Genomic DNA, 23646 nt, shown 5'->3' on the forward strand with positions numbered 1-23646 from the left:
GATGGCTGAAGTGGGTATTTTCGTCGGCACAATGTATGGCAATTCGCTGCTGGTGGCGGAAGAGGCCGAGACCATTCTGAAAGCGCAGGGACATCAGGCGACGGTGTATGAAGATCCTGAGCTGGCGGACTGGGTCAAATATCAGGGCCAGTATGTGCTGGTGGTTACCTCTACCACCGGTCAGGGCGATCTGCCGGAGAACATCGTGCCGCTCTTTGAAGCGATGAAAGAGAAGCTGGGATACCAGCCCGAAACGCGCTACGGCATTATCGCCTTAGGCGACAGCACCTACGCCAGTTTTTGCGGTGGCGGCAAGCGTTTCGACGCGCTCTTGCAGGAGCAGCACGCCCGTCGCGTGGGGGAGATGTTGCTCATCGACGCCAGTGAACACCCGGAGCCGGAAAGCGAATCCAACCCCTGGGTCGAACAGTGGGCAACTCTGCTTAATTAATGCCCCGTTGCGGGCAAATTTTTTCTCTCCTCTGGCCGGAGGCTGCCGGCCATTATTAACGCCTCCCTTGTCATTTTCGTGAAGCACCTTCCACTCTATTAGGCTTTTGCCACAAACCACGTCAAACCTGCGGCTGAATGTTGTGTTGTTGCACGGTGAGAGAGTACGACTCCCTTTTTTATACTTTTCCTGTCAGTTAATAAAAGGCAGTTCGCACAATAAAACGGCGCTAAGCCGAACCAAAACTGCAAAACACTAACCTCTCCCATTCTGTCTACCCTGCAGGTTGAGCTGTTCAGAATGGATCTGGCACAAACCAGGCTTCAGGAGTACAACGATGAGTACATTAAGCCAAGCGGCGAGCAGCGCGGAAAAGCGCACTAACGCTCGTTACTGGATAGTGGTGATGCTGTTTATTGTCACCTCTTTTAACTACGGTGACCGCGCCACGCTGTCGATAGCGGGTTCGGAAATGGCAAAAGCGATCGGTCTTGACCCGGTCGGTATGGGTTACGTTTTCTCGGCGTTTTCATGGGCCTACGTCATAGGGCAGATCCCCGGCGGCTGGCTGCTTGACCGCTTTGGTTCCAAGCGCGTCTATTTCTGGTCAATTTTCATTTGGTCGGTATTCACCCTGCTGCAGGGCTTTGTCGATATCTTCAGCGGCTTTGGCATTATTGCGGCGCTCTTTACGCTGCGCTTCCTGGTCGGTCTGGCTGAATCGCCATCCTTCCCGGGCAACAGCCGTATCGTCGCCGCCTGGTTCCCGGCGCAGGAGAGAGGCACCGCGGTTGCTATCTTTAACTCCGCGCAATATTTCGCTACGGTCATCTTCGCCCCGGTAATGGGCTGGCTGACCCACGAGGTGGGCTGGTCACACGTCTTTTTCTTCATGGGTGGGCTGGGGATCATCATCAGCTTTATCTGGCTGAAAGTGATTTATGAACCGAACCAGCATCCGGGCGTAAACCAGAAGGAGCTGGACTATATCGCTGAAGGCGGTGCGCTGATCAATATGGATCAGAAGAGCGAAAAGGTAAAAGTGCCGTTCAGTCAAAAGATGAGCCAAATCAAACAGCTGGTCGGCTCCCGCATGATGGTGGGCATCTATCTGGGCCAGTACTGCATTAACGCCTTAACCTACTTCTTTATCACCTGGTTCCCGGTTTATCTGGTGCAGGCGCGCGGCATGTCGATCCTGAAAGCGGGCTTTGTCGCCTCTGTTCCGGCGGTATGCGGCTTTATCGGCGGCGTGCTGGGCGGGGTGATCTCCGACTGGCTGATGCGTCGCACCGGTTCGCTGAATATCGCCCGTAAAACGCCTATCGTGCTGGGTATGCTCCTCTCCATGACCATGGTCTTCTGTAACTACGTCAACGCAGAATGGATGATCATCGGCTTTATGGCGATGGCCTTCTTCGGCAAAGGGATTGGCGCGCTGGGCTGGGCTGTTATGGCGGATACCGCGCCGAAAGAGATCAGCGGCCTGAGCGGCGGTCTGTTCAACATGTTTGGCAACATCTCCGGCATTGTCACCCCGATTGCGATTGGTTATATCGTCGGCACCACAGGCTCCTTTAACGGCGCGCTGATCTATGTCGGTATCCATGCGCTGGTGGCAATCATGAGCTACCTGGTACTGGTGGGCAATATCAAACGTATTGAACTGAAACCTGTGGTGGAGCGTTAATCATGAGCACGCAATCCAGCCCGATTATTACTGAAATGAAGGTTATCCCTGTCGCCGGACAGGACAGCATGTTGCTCAATATTGGCGGGGCGCACAACGCATGGTTTACCCGTAATATTGTGGTACTCACCGACAGCGCCGGGAATACCGGCGTAGGTGAAGCGCCGGGCGGCGAAGTGATTTACCAGACGCTGGTTGACGCGATTCCTGCCGTGGTGGGGCAGGAGATCGCCCGTCTGAACAAGGTGGTTCAGCGCGTGCATAAAGGCAATCAGGCCGCTGACTTTGATACCTTTGGCAAAGGCGCATGGACCTTCGAACTGCGGGTTAACGCCGTGGCGGCGCTGGAGGCGGCGCTGCTCGATCTGCTCGGCAAAACGCTGAACGTGCCGGTCTGCGAACTGCTGGGACCAGGAAAACAACGCGACGCGGTGACCGTGCTGGGCTATCTCTTCTACATCGGCGATCGTAACAAAACCGATCTGCCCTATCTGGCGCGTTCGCCGGGCAACCACGAGTGGTACAGCCTGCGTCATCAGGAGGCGCTGACCAGCGAGTCGGTGGTCCGCCTGGCGCAGGCGGCGCAGGATCGCTACGGTTTTAAAGACTTCAAGCTCAAGGGCGGCGTGCTGCCGGGCGAGAAAGAGATCGAGAGCGCGCGCGCCCTGAAAAAATGTTTCCCGGATGCGCGGATCACCGTCGACCCTAACGGCGCCTGGCGGCTTGATGAGGCTATCCGCCTGTGTAAAGGGCTAAACGATGTGCTGACCTACGCGGAAGATCCCTGTGGCGCCGAGCAGGGCTTCTCCGGACGCGAGGTGATGGCGGAGTTCAGGCGCGCAACCGGCCTGCCGGTGGCCACCAATATGATCGCCACCAACTGGCGGGAGATGGGCCATGCGGTGATGCTGAACGCGGTAGATATTCCGCTGGCAGACCCGCACTTCTGGACCCTCTCCGGCGCGGTGCGCGTGGCGCAGCTGTGTGACGACTGGGGCCTGACCTGGGGCTGCCACTCCAACAACCACTTCGATATTTCGCTGGCGATGTTCACCCACGTAGGCGCCGCGGCGCCGGGTACGCCAACCGCTATCGACACCCACTGGATCTGGCAGGAGGGCGAAGCGCGCCTGACGAAAGAACCACTACAGATTAAAGACGGCAAGATTGCCGTACCGGATGCGCCGGGGCTTGGCGTGGAGCTGGACTGGGATCAGCTTCTCAGGGCCCACGAATGGTATAAAAAGCTGCCTGGCGGCGCCCGTAATGATGCCGGTCCGATGCAATATCTCGTTCCCGGCTGGACATTTGACCGTAAACGCCCTGCGTTTGGTCGTCAGTAAATTAAAAGGATCAGACCATGACCACATTTTCTTCCCCCGTTGTGACTTCCATGCAGGTGGTTCCCGTTGCGGGCCATGACAGTATGCTGATGAACCTGAGCGGCGCGCACGCCCCGTTCTTCACCCGTAATATTGTCATTATTAAAGATAACGCCGGTCACACCGGCGTGGGCGAAATCCCTGGCGGTGAGAAGATCCGCAAGACGCTGGAGGATGCCATTCCGCTGGTGGTGGGGAAAACCCTGGGTGAATATAAAAATGTGCTAAACACGGTGCGTAACACCTTTGCCGATCGCGACGCTGGCGGACGTGGCCTGCAAACCTTCGACCTGCGCACCACCATCCATGTGGTGACCGGGATCGAAGCGGCGATGCTGGATCTGCTCGGTCAGCACCTGGGCGTTAACGTGGCGTCGCTGCTGGGTGAAGGGCAACAGCGCAGCGAAGTGGAGATGCTGGGCTACCTCTTCTTCGTGGGCAACCGTAAACAGACCGCGCTGCCTTACCAGAGCCAGCCGGAAGAGAAATGCGACTGGTATCGCCTGCGTCACGAAGAGGCGATGACCCCGGACGGCGTAGTGCGCCTTGCTGAAGCAGCCTATGAAAAATATGGCTTCAACGACTTCAAACTGAAGGGCGGTGTACTGGCGGGTGAAGAGGAAGCCGAAGCGATTACCGCGCTGGCGAAACGCTTCCCGCAGGCGCGCGTCACCCTGGATCCTAACGGCGCGTGGTCCTTAAATGAGGCGATTAAGATTGGTAAGCAGCTGAAAGGCGTCCTGGCCTATGCTGAAGATCCGTGCGGCGCGGAGCAGGGCTTCTCCGGACGTGAGGTGATGGCGGAGTTCCGTCGCGCCACCGGCCTGCCGACGGCAACCAACATGATCGCCACCGACTGGCGTCAGATGGGCCATACCCTCTCTCTGCAGTCCGTCGATATTCCGCTGGCGGACCCGCACTTCTGGACTATGCAGGGTTCGGTGCGCGTGGCGCAGATGTGCCATGAGTTTGGCCTGACCTGGGGCTCTCACTCCAACAACCACTTCGATATCTCGCTGGCGATGTTCACCCATGTGGCAGCGGCTGCGCCGGGCAATATCACCGCCATCGACACCCACTGGATCTGGCAGGAAGGCAACCAGCGTCTGACCAAACAGCCGTTTGAGATCAAAGGCGGTATGGTTCAGGTGCCGAGCGCGCCGGGTCTGGGGGTAGAAGTGGATATGGATCAGCTCATGAAAGCGCACGAGCTCTATAAGAAGCATGGGCTGGGCGCGCGTGACGACGCGATGGCGATGCAGTATCTGATCCCGAACTGGACGTTCGACAATAAGCGCCCGTGCATGGTACGCTAAATGAACTGGGACCGCTCCCAAAATGCGGTCCTTCGTTTAATGTATGCTTATAACAGTCAACATGCGTAAGGATGCCCTATGAAAATTGTGATAGCTCCCGACTCATATAAGGAAAGTTTGAGCGCTCTCGAAGTGGCTACGGCCATTGAGCAGGGCTTTCGCGATATCTGGCCCGATGCAGAGTACGTAAAGCTGCCGGTGGCAGACGGCGGGGAAGGGACCGTCGAGGCGATGGTCGCCGCCACCGCAGGCCGACTTGTGCATGTTGAGGTTACCGGCCCCCTGGGGGCCGCAGTACCAGCTTTTTATGGCGTCTCCGGCGATGAGCGGAGCGCATTTATCGAAATGGCGGCGGCAAGCGGACTGGAGCGGGTCCTGCCTTCACAGCGTAATCCCCTCAAAACCACCTCCTGGGGGACGGGGGAGCTGATTCGTCACGCGCTCGATAGCGGGGTGAAACATATTATTATCGGTATCGGCGGCAGCGCGACCAATGACGGTGGCGCCGGTATGGTGCAGGCGCTCGGCGCCAGGCTGCTGGACGCCGATGGTCACAGCATCGGGCAGGGCGGCGGCGAGCTGGAGAAACTGGCGAGAATTGATATTAGCGGACTGGATAAACGCCTCGCTGAATGCCGGATAGAGGTGGCGTGCGATGTCACCAATCCCTTGACCGGAGAGCAGGGCGCCTCGGCGGTGTTTGGCCCGCAGAAAGGGGCGACCCCGGAGATGGTCGCCCGGCTGGATGCCGCGCTGGAACGGTACGCGGCGCTTATCGCCCGTGACCTCGATAAAGATGTGCTTAACCTGCCGGGCGGCGGCGCGGCGGGGGGCATGGGGGCGGCGCTTTGCGCCTTTTGCGGCGCGCAGCTACGCCAGGGGATTGAAATTGTCACCGACGCGCTCCAGCTCGATAAAGCGGTCGCCGATGCGGATCTGGTGATCACCGGCGAAGGGCGCATCGACAGCCAGACCATCCACGGAAAAGTGCCGGTAGGGGTGGCGAAGGTTGCTAAACGTTACAACAAACCGGTGATAGGTATTGCCGGTAGCCTGACCGCCGACGTCGGCGTGGTGCACCAGCACGGGCTCGACGCGGTATTCAGCGTTATCTACACCATCTGCTCGCTGGAGGATGCGCTGGTAAACGCCGCGGCAAACGTGCGCATGGCGGCACGCAATATCGCGGCGACAATTCAGATTGGAGAGCAGCTGTAACGCACGCATTTCCTCTTCGCCCTGAAGGGGAGAGGAGCCAGACACGGTTCTCCCCCTCTCCACTCCGCAGAGAGGGCCGGGGTGAGGGGCCTGTCACGCTCGATACGCTTTCCCCCCGCTACGGCTTTTAATTACCCAGTACCTTGCTCGCTTCCCGCGCGACGTTATCCATCTCATCCAGCAGCTCCAGAAACTCTGGCTCCAGCTCGGCTTCCGGCGTGCCGGAACGTAGCTGTTGCTCCAGCAGCTGGCACAGATTCTTCAGCCGCGGCACGCCGCTATAGCCGCAGCTACCGTGGAGCTTGTGGATCGCGTTCAACAGATCGCCCGGGTTTTCACCTACCAGCTGTTCTTCCACTTTGTTGCGGATCTCCGGCAGGAAGGCGATAAGCATCTGCAGCATCTCCCGCGCCAGATCGGGCTTACCCGCCGCCTGCCGCAGCGCCAGCTGCCAGTTGAAGGTATCGTCCGGGTTGATGGTAATCTCCTCGGGCGCCGGCGGCGAAACCCAGGGGGTAGCGACCAGGCCGGGCTTATAGCGCAGCAGCAGGCTATGGAGCTTCTCCTCATCGATGGGCTTCGCCAGATAGTCATTCATTCCGGCGCTCAGCAGCTTCTCTTTCTGTCCGGCCATGGCGTGCGCGGTAACGGCGATAACCGGGGTCTGCAGCTGGTGGGGAAGCTGGCGAATCAGCTCGCAGGCGCGAATACCATCCATATCGGGCATCTGAATATCCATCAGGATCAGATCGAACTGCATCTGTTTCGCCTGTTCCACCGCCTGTATGCCGCTGCTGCACAGTTCAACGTGCTGCACCTGATCCTCCAGCAGCACGCCGATAAGCTTCAGGTTGGCGGGGTTATCATCCACGGCCATGACGCTCATCGGCAGCTTCGAATCCTCCATCTCCAGAGGGAGCGCCGTAGAGTTAAGCTGGCAATACTCGGTGAGCGCGGGCAGCAGGCGCGTGGAGGTAAGCGGCTTCAGCAGACAGGCGGCCGCGCCGTCGTTTTTCAGCTCTTCGGCGTTTAGCTGCGCGTGGCACGGCAGCGCCAGCAGCAGATAATCGGTCATCGCGGCAGCCTTCGCCAGGCGTTCCTGCTGCATCGTCAGCTCGCCGGTAAAGGTGACGGGGATCCCCAGCAGCAGAATATCGTAATGTTCCACCGCCAGCGCGGAGAAGGTGGGACTGTAGATCACCTCCAGCGGAGTAGTGCTCAGAATATCCAGCGTGCACTGGGCGGCGGCAGGGTTCGGTTCGACGTAGGCGATGCGCTTGCCGCGCAGGCAGTCGGTAGCCGGTACGTCGATAATCGCGTTCGGATTCAGGTCGAGATTGATATGGAACCAGAACGTAGAGCCCCGGCTCGGCTGGCTATGGAAGGAGATATCGCCACCCATCTCTTTCACCAGTTTTTGGGTGATTACCAGCCCCAGCCCCGTTCCGCCGTGACGGCGGGAGATGCTGGCGTCCGCCTGGCGGAAGGCCTGGAACAGCCGCGACTGATCGCGCTCGGGAATGCCGATACCCGTGTCGCGGATCTGCACCTCTATCTGCACTTTGTTATGGCTAATCGCCCGCTTCTCAACCAGCACGTCAATATTGCCGCTTTCGGTAAACTTAATCGCGTTGCCCACCAGATTGGTGATCACCTGCTGCAGGCGCAGCGGATCGCCGATAACGTTATCCGGCACGTCGTTTTTAATGTTCAGCGTCAGCTCCAGCCCTTTATCGTGAGAGGAGTGCGCCAGCAGCGTCACCACTTCATCCAGCGTACTGCGCAGCGGGAAGGGGATGCTCTCGAGGATCAGCTTGCCCGCCTCCAGCTTGGAGAAGTCGAGCACGTCGTTAATGATGGTCAGCAGATTGTTGGCGGAGCGCTCAATGGTATGCAGATGGTCGCGCTGGGTGGGATTAAGATCCGATTTGAGCGTCAGACGGGTAAAGCCAATCACCCCGTTGAGCGGGGTACGCAGCTCGTGGGACATATTGGCAAGGAACTCAGACTTAATGCGCACCGCCTCCTGGGCGCGCTTTTTCGCCAGATCCAGCTCGACGTTCTGGATCTCCATCTGCTCCAGCGTTTCGCGCAGATCGGAGGTCGCCTGATCGACGTTGTGCTGCATCTCTTCATGATAGGCGGCCAGCGACATCGCCATCGAGTTGATGCCGTTTTTCAGCATATCCAGCTCGCCAAGCATAAAACCCTCGACGCGGCTGTCGAGCTGCCCGCGGCGGATGCGGTCAACGGTATTCACCATATTGCGAATCGGGCCGGTGACGTCGCGCATCAGGCGCCAGCCGAAGATCAGCGCAATACCGATACAAAACAGCATCATCACGCTGGAGATGAAAATCTCTTTATATTGCCGCAGCCGCACCGATTTCAGATCCAGCTCCAGCGCCACATACCCCAGCATATTATTGCCTGGTTTGGCATCTGACAGCGCCGACTCGTCGGGGGAGTAGCTTTCCGAGATGATCGGGGTGCGCAGAATCATAATGTCGCCATAGCGCGTCACGCTTAGCCGCTTGGGAAGCGGCGAGCCATCCGCCACCTTCAGCACGCCGGGATCAAGCTGAAAGTTGGAGGTGACAAAGAGCCGGTTATGCTCATCGTAGACCGAAATGGCGCGCACAATGTCCGAGTGGCGGCGATGGAGCACGCTGATAAGCTGCCCGAGCGACTCCCGGTTCTGCAAATTCATGCTGTATTCGCTGGAGACGGCCAGCGGCTCAATAATGCTGGAACCGGCATCCTCCAGCTGGCGCTGCAGGTCGTTGTAACGATGCACAACAAAAAAGATGCTGAGCAGCAAGCCGATGAGAACGGTCGGAGCGAGGATCAAAATCATCATCCGCGCGCGCAGGCTGTAGTTGGTCATGGCGTTCCGTTATGGGACAATTAGAGTCATTATGTTTATTTGAGAAAAATCTCGGCGATGGCGCAATTCTACTCTGCAAAACGACGCGTGACGACGCGTCAGATCATAACCGTTGACGTCACGGACCTGGACCCGTTTGGTCAGGGGGTGGCGCGGCATCACGGCAAAGCCCTTTTTGTTCCCGGCCTGCTGCCGACAGAGCGCGCTGACGTCACCGTGACGGAGGACAAGCGCCAGTTTGCCCGCGGCCAGGTAAAACGTCGCTATAACGACAGCGCCGATCGCGTGGCGCCCCGTTGCCCCCATTTTGGCGTCTGCGGCGGCTGCCAGCAACAGCACGCGAGCGTTGCCCTCCAGCAGCGCAGCAAAAGCGCCGCGCTGGCGCGTTTACTGCGCCATGAGGTCAACGAGATTATCGCGGGCGAACCCTGGGGCTATCGCCGCCGCGCGCGTCTGAGCCTGAACTACCAGCCTAAAAGCGGGCTGCTGGAGATGGGGTTTCGCCAGGCGGGCGCAAACGACATTGTTAACGTCAGGGCATGTCCCATTCTGGTGCCCCAGCTTGAGGCGCTCCTGCTCCCGTTACGGGAGTGCCTTTCGCAATTGCAGGGCGCAGGCGCGCTAGGCCACGTGGAGCTGGTGCTGGCCGACAACGGACCGCTGATGGTGCTGCGCCATACCGCGCCGCTCACCCGCGACGATCGCGAAAAACTGGAACGCTTTTCGCATTCTCATCACCTTGCGCTTTTTCTCGCGCCGCAAAGCGAGATACTTGAGCAGGTCAGCGGCGAAGCGCCCTGGTATACCTCGGACGGGCTACGCTTAACCTTCAGCCCGCGCGACTTCATTCAGGTGAATGATGGCGTCAATCAGCAGATGGTGGCGACCGCGATAGCGTGGCTTAATGTTCAGCCGGAGGACCGGGTGCTCGATCTCTTCTGCGGAATGGGGAATTTTACCCTGCCGCTGGCGAAAAGCGCGCAGAGCGTGGTCGGTGTGGAAGGGGTAGAGGCGCTGGTCGATAAGGGGCGCGAAAACGCCCGGCAGAACGGTCTGGAGAACGTTACCTTCTTTCATGAGAACCTGGAAGAGGATGTTACCCGGCAGCCGTGGGCGAAGCAGGGCTTCGATAAAATTCTGCTCGACCCGGCCCGCGCGGGGGCGCCTGGGGTGATGAAGCATATTATTAAGCTCGCCCCGGCCCGCGTGGTCTATGTTTCCTGTAACCCGGCAACGCTTGCGCGGGATAGCGAGGCGCTGCTGGCGGCAGGTTACCAAATTCAGCGTCTGGCAATGCTGGATATGTTCCCGCACACTGGACATCTGGAATCGATGGTGTTGTTTGAGCAGATCTAATTAGTTTGGCTTGCCGAATTCGACAGGCCCTGGTCCCTAAAGGAGAGGACAATGGTTGCGGTACGCAGTGCACATCTCAATAAAGCTGGTGAGTTTGACCCACAAAAATGGATCGCAAGTCTGGGTATTTCCAGCCAGCAGTCATGTGAACGCTTAGCCGAAACCTGGAATTATTGTCTGCGCACCACGCAGGGCCATCCTGACGCGGAGCTGCTGCTCTGGCGTGGCGTGGAGATGGTGGAAATCCTCTCCATGCTGAGTATGGATATCGAAACGCTGCAGGCGGCGCTGCTTTTTCCGCTGGCGGATGCTGAAGTTGTCACCGAAGAGGTTCTGCGCGAAAGCATGGGCAAGCCCGTGGTGGCGCTTATTCACGGCGTGCGCGACATGGCGGCTATTCGCCAGCTTAAGGCGACCCATACCGACGCCGTCTCCTCTGAACAGGTGGATAACGTTCGCCGCATGCTGCTGGCAATGGTGGACGATTTCCGCTGCGTGGTCATCAAGCTGGCCGAGCGGGTCGCCCATCTGCGGGAAGTAAAAGATGCGCCGGAAGATGAGCGCGTGCTGGCGGCGAAAGAGTGTACCAATATCTATGCGCCGCTGGCGAACCGGCTGGGTATCGGCCAGCTTAAGTGGGAGCTGGAGGATTACTGCTTCCGCTATCTGCACCCGGCGGAGTACAAGCGGATCGCTAAACTGCTGCACGAGCGCCGCATCGACCGCGAGCACTACATCGACGAGTTTGTCGGCGGGCTGCGCAAGGCGATGAAAGAAGAGGGGGTGAAAGCCGAGGTCTATGGCCGCCCGAAACATATCTACAGCATCTGGCGCAAGATGCAGAAAAAGCATCTGGCGTTTGATGAGCTGTTCGACGTGCGGGCGGTGCGTATCGTCGCCGAGCGTCTGCAGGACTGCTATGCGGCGCTGGGGATAGTACACACTCACTTCCGCCATCTGCCGGATGAGTTTGACGACTACGTGGCAAACCCCAAACCGAACGGCTATCAGTCGATTCATACCGTGGTGCTTGGCCCCGGTGGTAAAACGGTGGAGATCCAGATCCGTACTAAACAGATGCACGAGGACGCCGAGCTGGGCGTGGCGGCGCACTGGAAGTACAAAGAGGGGACCACCGGCGGGGTGCGTTCGGGCCATGAGGATCGCATCGCCTGGCTGCGTAAGCTGATTGCCTGGCAGGAAGAGATGGCGGACTCCGGCGAAATGCTCGACGAGGTACGAAGCCAGGTCTTTGACGATCGGGTCTATGTCTTTACCCCGAAAGGGGATGTGGTGGATCTGCCTGCCGGCTCCACGCCGCTCGATTTCGCCTACCATATCCACAGCGATGTCGGCCACCGCTGCATCGGCGCGAAAATCGGCGGACGCATTGTGCCGTTCACCTACCAGCTTCAGATGGGCGATCAGATAGAGATCATCACCCAGAAGCAGCCCAACCCGAGCCGCGACTGGTTAAACCCGAACCTCGGCTACGTCACCACCAGCCGCGGGCGTTCAAAAATTCACGCCTGGTTCCGCAAGCAGGATCGCGATAAAAACATCCTTGCGGGCCGGCAGATCCTCGATGATGAGCTGGAGCGCGTGGGCATTAGTCTCAAGGAGGCGGAAAAATTCCTCCTGCCGCGCTACAACTTTAACGAGCTGGACGAACTGCTGGCGGCCATCGGCGGCGGCGATATTCGCCTTAACCAGATGGTCAACTTCCTGCAGGCGCAGTTTAATAAGCCCAGCGCGGAGGAGCAGGATGCCGCGGCGCTGAAGCAGCTGCAGCAGAAAACCTACGCGCCTCAGCAGCGCACCAGGGATAACGGCCGCGTCGTGGTGGAAGGCGTCGGTAACCTGATGCACCATATCGCCCGCTGCTGCCAGCCGATTCCGGGGGATGATATCGTGGGCTTTATCACCCAGGGACGCGGCATCTCCATTCACCGCGCCGATTGCGAACAGCTTGCCGAGCTGCAGTCCCACGCGCCGGAGCGCATTGTCGATGCGGTCTGGGGCGAGAGCTACTCCTCCGGCTATTCGCTGGTGGTGCGCGTCACCGCCAATGACCGCAGCGGCCTGCTGCGCGATATCACCACGATCCTCGCCAACGAGAAGGTGAACGTGCTGGGGGTGGCCAGCCGCAGCGACACGCGGGAGCAGCTAGCCACCATCGATATGACCATCGAAATCTATAACCTGCAGGTGCTGGGCCGCGTGCTCGGCAAACTCAACCAGGTGCCGGATGTGATTGACGCACGACGTCTGCACGGCGGTTAATGCCACTTTCTCTTGTAGGCCGGGTAAGGCGCAGCCGCCACCCGGCGTTTATTTTTTATCAGGACAGAAAAATGACTCAAATCGACCGCCTGCTCACCATCATGAAATGCCTGCGCGACCCGGAAAACGGCTGCCCGTGGGATAAAGAGCAGACTTTCGCCACCATTGCGCCTTACACGCTCGAAGAGACCTATGAAGTGCTCGACGCCATTTCGCGCGAAGATTTCGAAGACCTGCGCGGCGAGCTGGGCGACCTGCTGTTCCAGGTGGTGTTCTATGCGCAGATGGCCCAGGAAGAGGGGCGTTTCGACTTCAGCGATATTTGCGCCGCCATCAGCGACAAGCTGGAGCGCCGCCACCCGCATATTTTTGGCGATGCGACGGCAGGTAACAGCGAAGAGGTGCTGGTCCGCTGGGAGCAGATTAAATCCGCCGAGCGCGCGGAAAAATCCCAGTACTCCGCGCTGGACGACATTCCGCTGAGCCTGCCCGCACTGATGCGCGCCCATAAAATTCAGAAGCGCTGCTCGGCGGTAGGTTTTGACTGGAAAACCCTCGGCCCGGTGCTGGAAAAGGTGCATGAAGAGATAGATGAAGTGATGCACGAGGCGCAGCAGGCGGTGGTGGATGAGGCGAAACTGGAAGAGGAAGTTGGCGACCTGCTGTTCGCCACCGTGAATCTGTCGCGCCATTTAGGGGTAAAAGCGGAAACCGCGCTGCAGAAAGCGAACCGCAAATTTGAGCGCCGCTTCCGTGAAGTGGAGCGTATCGTCACCGCCCGTGGCCTGGAAATGGGGGGCGTTGACCTGGAAACCATGGAAGAGGTTTGGCAGGAGGTAAAACGCCAGGAACATGATCTCTAACGGGTTTTTGCGATCAAGCGCATTTTGTATGATTTTTTAAATGACAAGCGCTTGATTTGCGTCAAAAACTTTTGTCCAAAAGGGGCTATTTTCTCACTCCTTACGTCAGGCGAACCCGGGGAAGGGGAGGGAGAATGAAAGTTTGTGGCGCTCGTCGTGTTCGGGTATACTACTTTCCCGTCCTGGTTATTCCATCGTTTCACCCTAACTTCTCAGGTTCAGCATGACAACGAACTATATTTTTGTGACCGGCGGGGTCGTATCCTCTCTGGGTAAAGGCATTGCCGCAGCCTCCCTCGCAGCCATTCTCGAAGCCCGTGGCCTCAACGTGACCATCATGAAGCTGGATCCGTATATCAACGTCGATCCGGGTACCATGAGCCCAATCCAGCACGGGGAAGTGTTCGTTACCGAAGACGGCGCTGAAACCGACCTGGACCTGGGGCACTATGAGCGCTTCATCCGCACCAAGATGAGCCGCCGCAACAACTTCACCACTGGCCGTATCTATTCCGACGTGCTGCGCAAAGAGCGCCGCGGCGACTATCTCGGCGCAACCGTTCAGGTTATCCCGCACATCACTAACGCCATCAAAGAACGCATTATCGAAGGCGGTGAAGGTCATGATGTGGTGCTGGTAGAAATCGGCGGTACGGTGGGGGATATCGAATCTCTGCCGTTCCTGGAGGCGATTCGCCAGCTGGCGGTGGATATCGGTCGTGAACATGCGCTGTTTATGCACCTGACGCTGGTGCCGTACATGGCCGCCGCGGGCGAGGTCAAAACCAAACCGACCCAGCACTCTGTTAAAGAGCTGCTCTCTATCGGCATCCAGCCGGATATCCTTATCTGCCGCTCCGATCGCGCGGTACCGGCTAACGAACGTGCAAAAATTGCATTGTTCTGTAACGTTGCTGAAAAGGCCGTTATTTCCCTGAAAGATGTCGATTCAATTTATAAAATCCCGGGCCTGTTGAAATCTCAGGGTCTGGACGATTATATTTGTAAACGATTCAGCCTGAACTGTCCGGAAGCAAACCTGTCTGAATGGGAGCAGGTGATTTATGAAGAAGCTAATCCGGCGGGCGAAGTGACTATCGGTATGGTCGGCAAGTACATTGAACTGCCGGACGCTTATAAGTCAGTTATCGAAGCGCTGAAGCATGGCGGCCTGAAGAATCGCGTCACCGTTAACATTAAGCTCATCGATTCGCAGGATGTCGAAACGCGCGGCGTCGAAATCCTGAAAGATTTGGATGCGATTCTGATCCCGGGCGGCTTTGGCTATCGTGGCGTAGAAGGTAAGATCGCCACCGCGCGTTATGCGCGTGAAAACAATATTCCTTACCTTGGCATCTGCCTGGGTATGCAGGTTGCGCTGATCGAGTTTGCGCGTAACGTGGCGGGGATGGGAAATGCCAACTCAACGGAATTTGTGCCAGACTGTAAGTACCCTGTAGTGGCGCTGATCACCGAGTGGCGCGACGAAGACGGCAACGTTGAAGTCCGCACTGAGAAAAGCGATCTGGGCGGCACCATGCGCCTTGGCGCACAGGCTTGCCAGCTCTCTGACGACAGCGTGGTTCGCCAGCTGTACGGTGCGCCAGTTATTACCGAGCGCCACCGTCACCGTTATGAAGTCAACAACCTGCTGTTGAAACAAATTGAAGCTGCGGGTCTGCGTGTTGCGGGCCGCTCCGGGGATGATCAGTTGGTCGAGATCATCGAAGTGCCGAACCATCCGTGGTTTGTCGCCTGTCAGTTCCACCCGGAATTTACTTCCACCCCGCGTGACGGACATCCGCTGTTTGCCGGCTTTGTAAAAGCCGCCAGCGACTACCAGAAGCGTCAGGTGAAGTAAAAATAAGTTAGAACGGCAACGCGTACCTCTGGTACGCGTTGTTTGTCTGGAGTTTTAGTTTAACTTGTACTGAGGAAAACCTAATGTCCAAAATCGTTAAAGTCATCGGTCGTGAAATCATCGACTCCCGTGGTAACCCGACTGTTGAAGCCGAAGTACACCTGGAAGGTGGTTTCGTCGGTATGGCAGCTGCGCCGTCAGGTGCTTCTACTGGTTCCCGCGAAGCGCTGGAACTGCGCGATGGCGACAAATCCCGTTTTCTGGGTAAAGGCGTAACCAAAGCTGTTGCAGCGGTTAACGGCCCGATCGCTCAGGCTATCCTTGGCAAAGATGCCAAAGATCAGGCTGGCATCGATAAGATCATGATCGACCTGGACGGTACTGAAAACAAATCTAACTTCGGTGCGAACGCAATCCTGGCGGTTTCCCTGGCGAACGCCAAAGCTGCTGCTGCTTCCAAAGGCCAGCCGCTGTACGAACACATCGCTGAACTGAACGGCACTCCGGGCAAATACTCCATGCCGGTTCCGATGATGAACATCATCAACGGCGGCGAGCACGCTGACAACAACGTCGACATCCAGGAATTTATGATCCAGCCGGTTGGCGCGAAAACTGTGAAAGAAGCCATCCGCATGGGTTCTGAAGTTTTCCATCACCTGGCGAAAGTGCTGAAAGGCAAAGGCATGAACACCGCTGTAGGTGACGAAGGTGGCTACGCGCCGAACCTGGGCTCCAACGCCGAAGCGCTGGCTGTTATCGCTGAAGCGGTAAAAGCGGCTGGCTACGAGCTGGGCAAAGACATCACCCTGGCGATGGACTGCGCAGCGTCTGAATTCTACAAAGACGGTAAATACGTTCTGGCTGGCGAAGGCAACAAAGCGTTCACCTCTGAAGAGTTCACTCACTTCCTGGAAGAGCTGACTAAACAGTACCCGATCGTCTCCATCGAAGATGGCCTGGACGAATCTGACTGGGACGGTTTCGCATACCAGACCAAAGTACTGGGCGACAAAATCCAGCTGGTTGGTGACGACCTGTTCGTAACCAACACCAAGATCCTGAAAGAAGGCATCGAGAAAGGCATCGCTAACTCCATCCTGATCAAATTCAACCAGATCGGTTCCCTGACCGAAACTCTGGCTGCAATCAAGATGGCGAAAGATGCTGGCTACACCGCTGTGATCTCTCACCGTTCTGGCGAAACTGAAGACGCAACCATCGCTGACCTGGCGGTAGGTACTGCGGCTGGCCAGATCAAAACCGGTTCTATGAGCCGTTCTGACCGCGTTGCTAAATACAACCAGCTGATTCGTATCGAAGAAGCACTGGGCGAAAAAGCACCGTACAACGGTCGTAAAGAGATCAAAGGCCAGGCATAATCCTGCGCTTTCGTTCTAAAAAACCCGCTCCGGCGGGTTTTTTTATTTCTCTCCCGTCTTACGACCAGGCCTCCACTGCGTTAACGTTCTTCCTCTCACCCCTTTGGGCTGCATCACATCTTCTCTGCCCCTTTCTGGACCCTTACGCCTGATGGTCGCAAAATCGTAGCTCTCATCAGAAACGAAGCAGAAGGGATTTATCTTCATGAACACGGTACTGGAAAAACTGAAAGGGCAGCTGGTGGTCTCCTGCCAGGCGCTGGAGGATGAGCCGCTGCATAGCCCGTTTATTATGTCGCGTATGGCCCTTGCGGCGGCGCAGGGCGGGGCGGCGGCGATCCGCGCCAACAGCGTGGTGGATATCGAAGCCATCAAACATGAGGTCTCTTTGCCGGTTATTGGCATCATTAAGCGCCATTATCCTGACAGCGAGGTGGTGATCACCGCCACGATGAAAGAGGTGGAGGAACTGATGAGCGTTGCGCCGGAGATAATTGCGCTCGACGCCACCGCGCGTCCGCGTCCGGGAGGCGAGTCGCTGGCGGCGATGGTAGAGCAGATCCGCGCACGTTACCCTTCCCTGGCGCTGATGGCCGATATCGCGACGGTGGAAGAGGCGAAAGCGGCGCAGGCGCTCGGCTTCGACTGCGTGGGCACGACGCTGTATGGCTACACGCCCGAAACTCAGGGGCGTTCGCTGCCTGAAAACGACTGTGGCTTTTTGCGTGATGTGCTGGCGGCGGTAACCGTGCCGGTCGTGGCGGAAGGGAACGTTGAAACGCCTGCGCTCGCTGCCCGCTGCCTGGCGTTAGGGGCGCATATGGTGGTCGTAGGCGGGGCGATTACCCGCCCGCAGCAGATCGCGGCGCGATTCCGGGCGGCAATCGACGGTTAAAGCATCGATGGGACATGACCCAACGCAGGGGATCTGCGATACTTATCGTTTACCCCTTTAACTGAGACGACTATGCAGTACCCGATTAACGAGATGTTCCAGACCCTGCAAGGTGAGGGTTATTTTACCGGCGTCCCCGCCATTTTTATCCGTTTACAGGGATGCCCGGTTGGCTGTGCCTGGTGTGATACCAAACACACCTGGGATAAGCTCGCAGATCGGGAGGTGTCGCTGTTCAGCATCCTGGCAAAGACCAAAGAGAGCGACAAATGGGGAGCGGCAAGCGCAGAAGATCTGCTGGCAATTATTGGCCGGCAGGGGTGGACCGCGCGCCACGTGGTTATTACCGGCGGCGAGCCGTGCATTCATGACCTGATGCCGCTAACAATGCTGCTGGAGAAAAACGGCTTTAGCTGCCAGATAGAAACCAGCGGCACCCACGAAGTGCGTTGTTCCCACACCACTTGGGTGACGGTATCGCCGAAGGTGAATATGCGCGGTGGTTACGATGTGCTTTCCCAGGCGCTGGAGCGTGCGGATGAGATTAAACATCCGGTGGGGCGTGTGCGTGATATCGAAGCGCTGGATGAGCTGCTGGCAACGCTCACTGACGATAAACAGCGGGTCATTGCGCTGCAGCCGATCAGCCAGAAAGAAGACGCAACGCGTCTGTGCATTGAAACCTGCATCGCCCGCAACTGGCGCCTCTCTATGCAGACGCATAAATACCTGAATATTGCATAATAATAAGCCCGGTGGCGTTATGCCCCACCGGGCAGGAAAGCTCCGCGTTTTTACTCTCCGCGATAGATGCAGCCCGCGGTGCAGGTCTCTTTGATCATCACCGCGCTCAGCAGCGGCACCAGGGGTTTCATCTGATCCCAAATCCATTTCGCCAGCACTTCGCTGGTCGGATTCTCCAGCCCCGGAATATCATTCAGGTAATAGTGATCGAGACGGTCGTAGGTCGGCTTAAACGCCGCCTTCAGCTCGGCGAAATCCATGATCCAGCCGGTATGCGGGCAGACTTCACCGGTTATCTCAAGGCGTACCATAAACGAGTGCCCGTGCAGGCGGCCACATTTATGTCCCTCTGGTACGTGAGGAAGGCGATGAGCGGCTTCAAAGGTGAAATCTTTAAATAGTGTGGTGGACATCATGAACTCTCAAACAGTGCGGAAAAAACCGCCGCATAGTACCGGAAAGCATATTTTTTATCATTAACTAAAACAGCCCTGACGGCTAATCTGCTCGCCGGAGGTGACAAATCCGGATTTATTTAATTAAAATCAGCGGCTTAATCAACCGCTTTTATTGCTAACAACGATAACTAAAAGAGGTTAGTCAATTTGGTTATTTATTATTTCCATCCCTTCTTTAATTGTTGTTATCCCCACCGTTAACCTTACACTCTGTTCTGTTTTTACGATGAAAAACAGCCTTGCTACTGGAACATAAGAACGCATGACAACACAGGCCCCTCCTTCTAATTTGCTCCCTCTGAACCCGGAGCAACTGGCGCGCCTTCAGGCGGCCACTACCGATTTTTCGCCCACCCAGCTTGCCTGGGTCTCCGGCTATTTCTGGGGAATGATCAATCAACAGCCGGGGGCGGTAGTTGCGCCTGCGGCTGCGGCCGCTGAGACAGCGTCGATCACGCTCATTTCCGCCTCCCAGACCGGTAACGCCCGCCGCGTGGCGGAAGCGCTGCGCGACGATCTGCTGGCGGCGAAACTCAACGTGAAGCTGGTAAATGCCGGGGACTATAAATTTAAGCAAATCGCCTCGGAGAAGCTGCTGGTTGTCATCACCTCGACGCAGGGGGAAGGCGAGCCGCCGGAGGAAGCGGTGGCGCTGCACAAGTTTCTGTTCTCGAAAAAAGCGCCAAAGCTGGATGGGGCCGCTTTCGCCGTCTTCGGTCTTGGCGACACCTCCTATGAATTTTTCTGCCAGTCGGGTAAAGATTTTGACAGCAAGCTGGCGGAGCTGGGGGCGGAGCGTCTGCTCGATCGCGTGGATGCGGACGTGGAGTACCAGCCCGCCGCCGCCGAATGGCGCTCCCGCGTGGTTGAGGTGCTGAAGGCTCGCGTGCCGAAAGAGACGCCGGCGCAGGCTGCCGTTACCGCAGCGGGCACCGTCAACGAGATCCATACCAGCCCTTACACCAAAGAGACTCCGCTGACGGCGAGCCTGTCGGTGAACCAGAAAATCACCGGCCGTGACTCGGAAAAAGATGTTCGCCATATCGAAATCGATTTAGGCGATTCCGGCCTGCGCTATCAGCCCGGCGACGCGCTGGGCGTCTGGTATCAGAACGATCCGGCGCTGGTGAAAGAGCTGGTGGAGCTGCTGTGGCTGAAAGGCGACGAGCCGGTCAGCGTCGAGGGCAAAACCCTGCCGCTCTCCGAGGCGCTGCAGTGGCATTTTGAACTGACGGTTAACACCGCCAATATCGTTGAGAATTACGCCACCTTAACGCGCAGCGAATCGCTGCTGCCGCTGGTGGGGGATAAAGCGCAGTTGCAGCATTACGCCGCCACCACGCCGATTGTCGATATGGTGCGCTTCTCCCCGGCACAGCTGGATGCAGACGCCCTGATCGGCCTGCTGCGCCCGCTGACGCCGCGCCTCTACTCCATCGCCTCGTCGCAGGCGGAAGTGGAGAGCGAAGTACACGTCACCGTGGGTGTGGTGCGTTATGAGGTGGAAGGCCGGGCGCGTGCGGGCGGAGCCTCGAGCTTCCTCGCGGATCGCGTGGAAGAAGAGGGCGAAGTGCGGGTCTTTATCGAGCACAACGATAACTTCCGCCTGCCAGCCAACCCGGAAACCCCGGTGATCATGATTGGCCCGGGCACCGGCATCGCGCCGTTCCGCGCCTTTATGCAGCAGCGCGCGGCTGACGGTGCGCCAGGTAAAAACTGGCTCTTCTTCGGCAATCCACACTTTACTGAAGATTTCCTCTACCAGGTGGAGTGGCAGAGCTACGTGAAAGAGGGCGTGCTCTCGCGAATCGATCTGGCCTGGTCCCGCGATCAGAAAGAAAAAGTATACGTACAAGACAAACTGCGCGCACAGGGCGCAGAGCTGTGGCGCTGGATTAACGACGGCGCCCATATTTATGTCTGCGGCGACGCCAATCGCATGGCGAAAGACGTTGAGCAGGCTTTACTGGACGTGATTGCCGAATTTGGCGGGATGGATGCCGAAGCGGCGGATGAATATTTAAGTGAGCTGCGCGTTGAGCGCCGTTATCAGCGAGATGTCTACTAATGAGCGAAAAACATCCAGGACCCCTGGTGGTCGAAGGCAAGCTGTCTGATGCCGAGCGCATGAAGCGTGAGAGCAACTACCTGCGCGGCACCATCGCCGAAGATTTAAACGACGGCCTGACCGGCGGGTTTAAGGGCGATAACTTCCTGCTGATCCGTTTTCACGGCATGTATCAGCAGGATGACCGCGATATCCGCGCCGAGCGCGCCGCTCAGAAGCTGGAGCCGCGCCACGCGATGCTGCTGCGCTGTCGCCTGCCGGGCGGCGTCATTACCACGAAACAGTGGCAGGCGATCGATAAGTTCGCGGGCGAGAATACCATTTACGGCAGCATTCGTCTGACCAACCGCCAGACCTTCCAGTTTCACGGCATTCTGAAGAAGAACGTCAAGCCGGTGCACCAGATGCTGCACTCGGTGGGGCTGGACGCGCTGGCGACCGCTAACGACATGAACCGTAACGTGCTCTGCACCTCCAATCCGTACGAGTCTGAACTGCACGCGGAAGCCTACGAGTGGGCGAAGAAAATTTCTGAGCATCTGCTGCCGCGCACTCGCGCCTATGCGGAGATCTGGCTCGATCAGGAGAAGGTGGCGACCACCGACGAAGAGCCGATCCTCGGTCAGACCTATCTGCCGCGTAAGTTCAAAACCACGGTGGTGATCCCCCCGCAAAACGACATCGATCTGCACGCCAACGACATGAACTTCGTGGCGATTGCGGAAAATGGCAAACTTATCGGCTTTAACCTGCTGGTGGGCGGCGGTTTGTCCATCGAGCACGGTAACAAGAAAACCTATGCCCGCACCGCGAGCGAGTTTGGCTTTCTGCCGCTGGAGCACACCCTGGCGGTGGCGGAAGCGGTGGTGACTACCCAGCGCGACTGGGGCAATCGTACAGATCGTAAAAATGCGAAAACCAAATACACCCTGGAGCGCGTGGGCGTAGAGACGTTTAAAGAAGAAGTGGAGCGTCGCGCGGGGATTAAGTTTGAGCCGATCCGTCCTTACGCGTTCACCGGTCGCGGCGATCGTATCGGCTGGGTAAAAGGTATCGACGATAAATGGCACCTGACGCTGTTTATCGAGAACGGCCGTATTCTTGATTATCCGGGCCGCCCGCTGAAAACCGGCCTGCTGGAGATCGCGAAGATCCATAAAGGTGAGTTTCGCATTACGGCGAACCAGAACCTGATCGTCGCCGGCGTGCCGGAGAGCGAGAAGGAGAAGATCGAAAAGCTGGCGCGCGATCATGGGCTGATGAATGCTGTCAAACCGCAGCGCGAAAACTCCATGGCCTGTGTCTCGTTCCCGACCTGTCCGCTGGCGATGGCCGAAGCCGAGCGTTTCCTGCCCTCTTTCACTGACAAAGTGGAAGCGATTCTGGAAAAACACGGTATCCCGGACGAGCATATCGTGATGCGCGTGACCGGCTGCCCGAATGGCTGTGGTCGCGCGATGCTGGCCGAGCTGGGTTTGGTGGGGAAAGCGCCTGGGCGGTACAACCTGCATCTTGGCGGCAACCGCATCGGCACGCGCATTCCGCGCATGTTCCGCGAGAACATCACCGAGTCGGAAATTCTCGATTCCCTCGACGTACTTGTCGGACGCTGGGCGAAAGAGCGCGAAGCGGGTGAAGGCTTTGGCGACTTTACGGTGCGTGCGGGCATCATTCGCCCGATACTCGATCCCGCAAGGGATTTCTGGGAGTAACATCCCGGCGGTTTCACCGCTTTTGTAGGCCGGGCAAACGCAGTGCCGCCCGGCAAAACAGGCAAACGAGGTGCTTATGTCCATACTCGATCTAAACGCGCTTAACGCACTGCCGAAAGAGGAGCGCGTGCTGGCGCTGGCGGCAACCAACGAAAAGCTGGAAAAACTTGACGCCGAAGGGCGGGTTGCCTGGGCGCTGGAAAATCTGCCCGGCGACTATGTGCTCTCTTCAAGCTTCGGCATTCAGGCGGCGGTGAGTCTGCATCTGGTGAACCAGATCAGGCCGGATATTCCGGTGATCCTCACCGATACCGGCTATCTCTTCCCGGAAACCTACCAGTTTATTGATGAACTGACGGAGAAGCTCAAGCTGAACCTGAAGGTTTACCGCGCCGAACAGAGCCCCGCCTGGCAGGAGGCGCGCTACGGCAAACTGTGGGAGCAGGGGGTAGAGGGCATTGAGAAGTACAACGAAATTAACAAAGTCGAGCCGATGAACCGGGCGCTGAAAGATCTTAATGCGCAGACCTGGTTTGCGGGGCTGCGTCGCGAGCAGTCCGGCAGCCGGGCCACGCTTCCGGTGCTGGCGATCCAGCGCGGGGTGTTCAAGGTGCTGCCAATCATCGACTGGGATAACCGCACCGTTTACCAGTACCTGCAAAAGCATGGCCTGAAATATCACCCGCTGTGGGATCAGGGCTATCTTTCTGTTGGCGATACGCACACCACGCGTAAATGGGAGCCCGGCATGGCGGAAGAGGAGACACGCTTCTTTGGCCTGAAACGCGAATGCGGCTTACACGAAGGTTAATCTCTCATCCCGGCGCTGCCGGGATTTTTTTTACCCTGTTCGACCATAAATTCAACGCTGCGTAGCTTGCTGGTTAATAAATTGTTTGCTCTTTGCTTTTTTTATTCCGCTGCCCCGTATGGCCGGCTTTTATCTAGCTCGATATAGAATAGATCTTCGTTATTTATTGTGTCAGGGTAGAGGTGACTGAAAAGACACTGGTGTATTTGTTTGATGTGATTTAATAAACCCTCTCGCAGTTCACCCCAGTTAATCCCTGTTTATGTGCT

The 23646-nt window shown here is 57.6% G+C and carries 17 protein-coding genes; 15 read left to right on the plus strand and 2 right to left on the minus strand.

The window, feature by feature from the left end:
* The first annotated feature begins 1 nt into the window (after nt 1).
* The 5 genes from BN3796_RS05390 to BN3796_RS05410 all read left to right on the plus strand — a co-directional run bounded on the left by BN3796_RS05390 (nt 2) and on the right by BN3796_RS05410 (nt 6057).
* Nucleotides 2-451, plus strand: a complete 450-nt coding sequence (locus BN3796_RS05390) for a flavodoxin (RefSeq protein WP_061707349.1) — start codon at nt 2-4, stop codon at nt 449-451.
* A 337-nt stretch (nt 452-788) separates the two neighbouring features.
* Nucleotides 789-2141: an MFS transporter gene (locus tag BN3796_RS05395; protein ID WP_061707350.1), complete on the plus strand. Its 1353-nt coding sequence runs from the start codon at nt 789-791 to the stop codon at nt 2139-2141.
* 2 nt (nt 2142-2143) lie between these two features.
* Entirely contained in the window at nt 2144-3484 is a 1341-nt protein-coding gene (locus tag BN3796_RS05400) for an enolase C-terminal domain-like protein (protein ID WP_061707351.1), read from the plus strand.
* 17 nt (nt 3485-3501) lie between these two features.
* Nucleotides 3502-4839, plus strand: a complete 1338-nt coding sequence (gene gudD, locus BN3796_RS05405) for a glucarate dehydratase (protein ID WP_061707352.1) — start codon at nt 3502-3504, stop codon at nt 4837-4839.
* A gap of 78 nt (nt 4840-4917) precedes the next feature.
* Entirely contained in the window at nt 4918-6057 is a 1140-nt protein-coding gene (locus tag BN3796_RS05410; protein WP_061707353.1) for a glycerate kinase, read from the plus strand.
* Between the two features lie 127 nt (nt 6058-6184).
* Here the strand turns inward: BN3796_RS05410 and barA are convergent, their stop codons facing one another.
* Complete coding sequence (gene barA / locus BN3796_RS05415; protein WP_061707354.1) at nt 6185-8944, minus strand: two-component sensor histidine kinase BarA; 2760 nt, start codon at nt 8942-8944, stop codon at nt 6185-6187.
* A 57-nt stretch (nt 8945-9001) separates the two neighbouring features.
* On the opposite strand from barA, the gene rlmD reads away from it, so the two are divergent.
* The 7 genes from rlmD (at nt 9002) to queE (ending at nt 18328) form a co-directional block, all read left to right on the plus strand.
* A complete protein-coding gene (gene rlmD / locus BN3796_RS05420) occupies nt 9002-10300 on the plus strand; it encodes a 23S rRNA (uracil(1939)-C(5))-methyltransferase RlmD (protein ID WP_061707355.1) in 1299 nt (432 codons plus the stop codon).
* 51 nt (nt 10301-10351) lie between these two features.
* Nucleotides 10352-12583: a GTP diphosphokinase gene (gene relA / locus BN3796_RS05425; RefSeq protein ID WP_061707356.1), complete on the plus strand. Its 2232-nt coding sequence runs from the start codon at nt 10352-10354 to the stop codon at nt 12581-12583.
* 71 nt (nt 12584-12654) lie between these two features.
* Nucleotides 12655-13446 carry a nucleoside triphosphate pyrophosphohydrolase gene (mazG, locus tag BN3796_RS05430; RefSeq protein ID WP_061707357.1) on the plus strand — a complete coding sequence of 264 codons (792 nt, stop codon included), beginning with the start codon at nt 12655-12657 and terminating at the stop codon, nt 13444-13446.
* 223 nt (nt 13447-13669) lie between these two features.
* Nucleotides 13670-15307, plus strand: coding sequence for a glutamine hydrolyzing CTP synthase (pyrG, locus tag BN3796_RS05435; RefSeq protein WP_061707358.1), 1638 nt, complete (start codon nt 13670-13672; stop codon nt 15305-15307).
* Nucleotides 15308-15390: 83 nt separating this feature from the next.
* Nucleotides 15391-16689 (plus strand): phosphopyruvate hydratase, encoded by a 1299-nt coding sequence (gene eno, locus BN3796_RS05440; protein WP_061707359.1) that lies wholly within the window; start codon nt 15391-15393, stop codon nt 16687-16689.
* Nucleotides 16690-16894: 205 nt separating this feature from the next.
* Nucleotides 16895-17584 carry an N-acetylmannosamine-6-phosphate 2-epimerase gene (locus BN3796_RS05445; RefSeq protein ID WP_061707360.1) on the plus strand — a complete coding sequence of 230 codons (690 nt, stop codon included), beginning with the start codon at nt 16895-16897 and terminating at the stop codon, nt 17582-17584.
* Between the two features lie 72 nt (nt 17585-17656).
* Nucleotides 17657-18328 carry a 7-carboxy-7-deazaguanine synthase QueE gene (queE, locus tag BN3796_RS05450; RefSeq protein ID WP_061707361.1) on the plus strand — a complete coding sequence of 224 codons (672 nt, stop codon included), beginning with the start codon at nt 17657-17659 and terminating at the stop codon, nt 18326-18328.
* Nucleotides 18329-18378: 50 nt separating this feature from the next.
* Here queE and queD read toward each other — a convergent pair whose 3' ends face one another.
* Nucleotides 18379-18744 (minus strand): 6-carboxytetrahydropterin synthase QueD, encoded by a 366-nt coding sequence (gene queD, locus BN3796_RS05455; protein WP_162267575.1) that lies wholly within the window; start codon nt 18742-18744, stop codon nt 18379-18381.
* 304 nt (nt 18745-19048) lie between these two features.
* Here queD and cysJ point away from each other — a divergent pair, with 304 nt between their 5' ends.
* The 3 genes from cysJ (at nt 19049) to cysH (ending at nt 23377) form a co-directional block, all read left to right on the plus strand.
* A complete protein-coding gene (cysJ, locus tag BN3796_RS05460) occupies nt 19049-20854 on the plus strand; it encodes an NADPH-dependent assimilatory sulfite reductase flavoprotein subunit (protein ID WP_061707363.1) in 1806 nt (601 codons plus the stop codon).
* Nucleotides 20854-22566, plus strand: a complete 1713-nt coding sequence (gene cysI, locus BN3796_RS05465; protein ID WP_061707364.1) for an assimilatory sulfite reductase (NADPH) hemoprotein subunit — start codon at nt 20854-20856, stop codon at nt 22564-22566. Before cysJ ends, cysI begins: the two co-directional genes overlap by 1 nt.
* Before the next feature lie 76 nt (nt 22567-22642).
* Nucleotides 22643-23377, plus strand: coding sequence for a phosphoadenosine phosphosulfate reductase (gene cysH / locus BN3796_RS05470; RefSeq protein ID WP_061707365.1), 735 nt, complete (start codon nt 22643-22645; stop codon nt 23375-23377).
* Nucleotides 23378-23646: the final 269 nt, after the last annotated feature.

Source organism: Pseudenterobacter timonensis (assembly GCF_900021175.1).
Lineage (GTDB): Bacteria > Pseudomonadota > Gammaproteobacteria > Enterobacterales > Enterobacteriaceae > Enterobacter > Enterobacter timonensis.

Excerpts from the sequence above, each read along its gene's own strand:
- pyrG (WP_061707358.1), top strand. The coding sequence starts at position 13,670 with ATGACAACGAACTATATTTTTGTGACCGGCGGGGTCGTATCCTCTCTG.
- barA (WP_061707354.1), bottom strand. The coding sequence starts at position 8,944 with ATGACCAACTACAGCCTGCGCGCGCGGATGATGATTTTGATCCTCGCT.
- BN3796_RS05400 (WP_061707351.1), top strand. The coding sequence starts at position 2,144 with ATGAGCACGCAATCCAGCCCGATTATTACTGAAATGAAGGTTATCCCT.
- rlmD (WP_061707355.1), top strand. The coding sequence starts at position 9,002 with ATGGCGCAATTCTACTCTGCAAAACGACGCGTGACGACGCGTCAGATC.
- queE (WP_061707361.1), top strand. The coding sequence starts at position 17,657 with ATGCAGTACCCGATTAACGAGATGTTCCAGACCCTGCAAGGTGAGGGT.
- mazG (WP_061707357.1), top strand. The coding sequence starts at position 12,655 with ATGACTCAAATCGACCGCCTGCTCACCATCATGAAATGCCTGCGCGAC.
- BN3796_RS05445 (WP_061707360.1), top strand. The coding sequence starts at position 16,895 with ATGAACACGGTACTGGAAAAACTGAAAGGGCAGCTGGTGGTCTCCTGC.
- cysH (WP_061707365.1), top strand. The coding sequence starts at position 22,643 with ATGTCCATACTCGATCTAAACGCGCTTAACGCACTGCCGAAAGAGGAG.
- BN3796_RS05410 (WP_061707353.1), top strand. The coding sequence starts at position 4,918 with ATGAAAATTGTGATAGCTCCCGACTCATATAAGGAAAGTTTGAGCGCT.
- cysJ (WP_061707363.1), top strand. The coding sequence starts at position 19,049 with ATGACAACACAGGCCCCTCCTTCTAATTTGCTCCCTCTGAACCCGGAG.
- BN3796_RS05395 (WP_061707350.1), top strand. The coding sequence starts at position 789 with ATGAGTACATTAAGCCAAGCGGCGAGCAGCGCGGAAAAGCGCACTAAC.
- BN3796_RS05390 (WP_061707349.1), top strand. The coding sequence starts at position 2 with ATGGCTGAAGTGGGTATTTTCGTCGGCACAATGTATGGCAATTCGCTG.
- eno (WP_061707359.1), top strand. The coding sequence starts at position 15,391 with ATGTCCAAAATCGTTAAAGTCATCGGTCGTGAAATCATCGACTCCCGT.
- gudD (WP_061707352.1), top strand. The coding sequence starts at position 3,502 with ATGACCACATTTTCTTCCCCCGTTGTGACTTCCATGCAGGTGGTTCCC.
- cysI (WP_061707364.1), top strand. The coding sequence starts at position 20,854 with ATGAGCGAAAAACATCCAGGACCCCTGGTGGTCGAAGGCAAGCTGTCT.
- queD (WP_162267575.1), bottom strand. The coding sequence starts at position 18,744 with ATGATGTCCACCACACTATTTAAAGATTTCACCTTTGAAGCCGCTCAT.
- relA (WP_061707356.1), top strand. The coding sequence starts at position 10,352 with ATGGTTGCGGTACGCAGTGCACATCTCAATAAAGCTGGTGAGTTTGAC.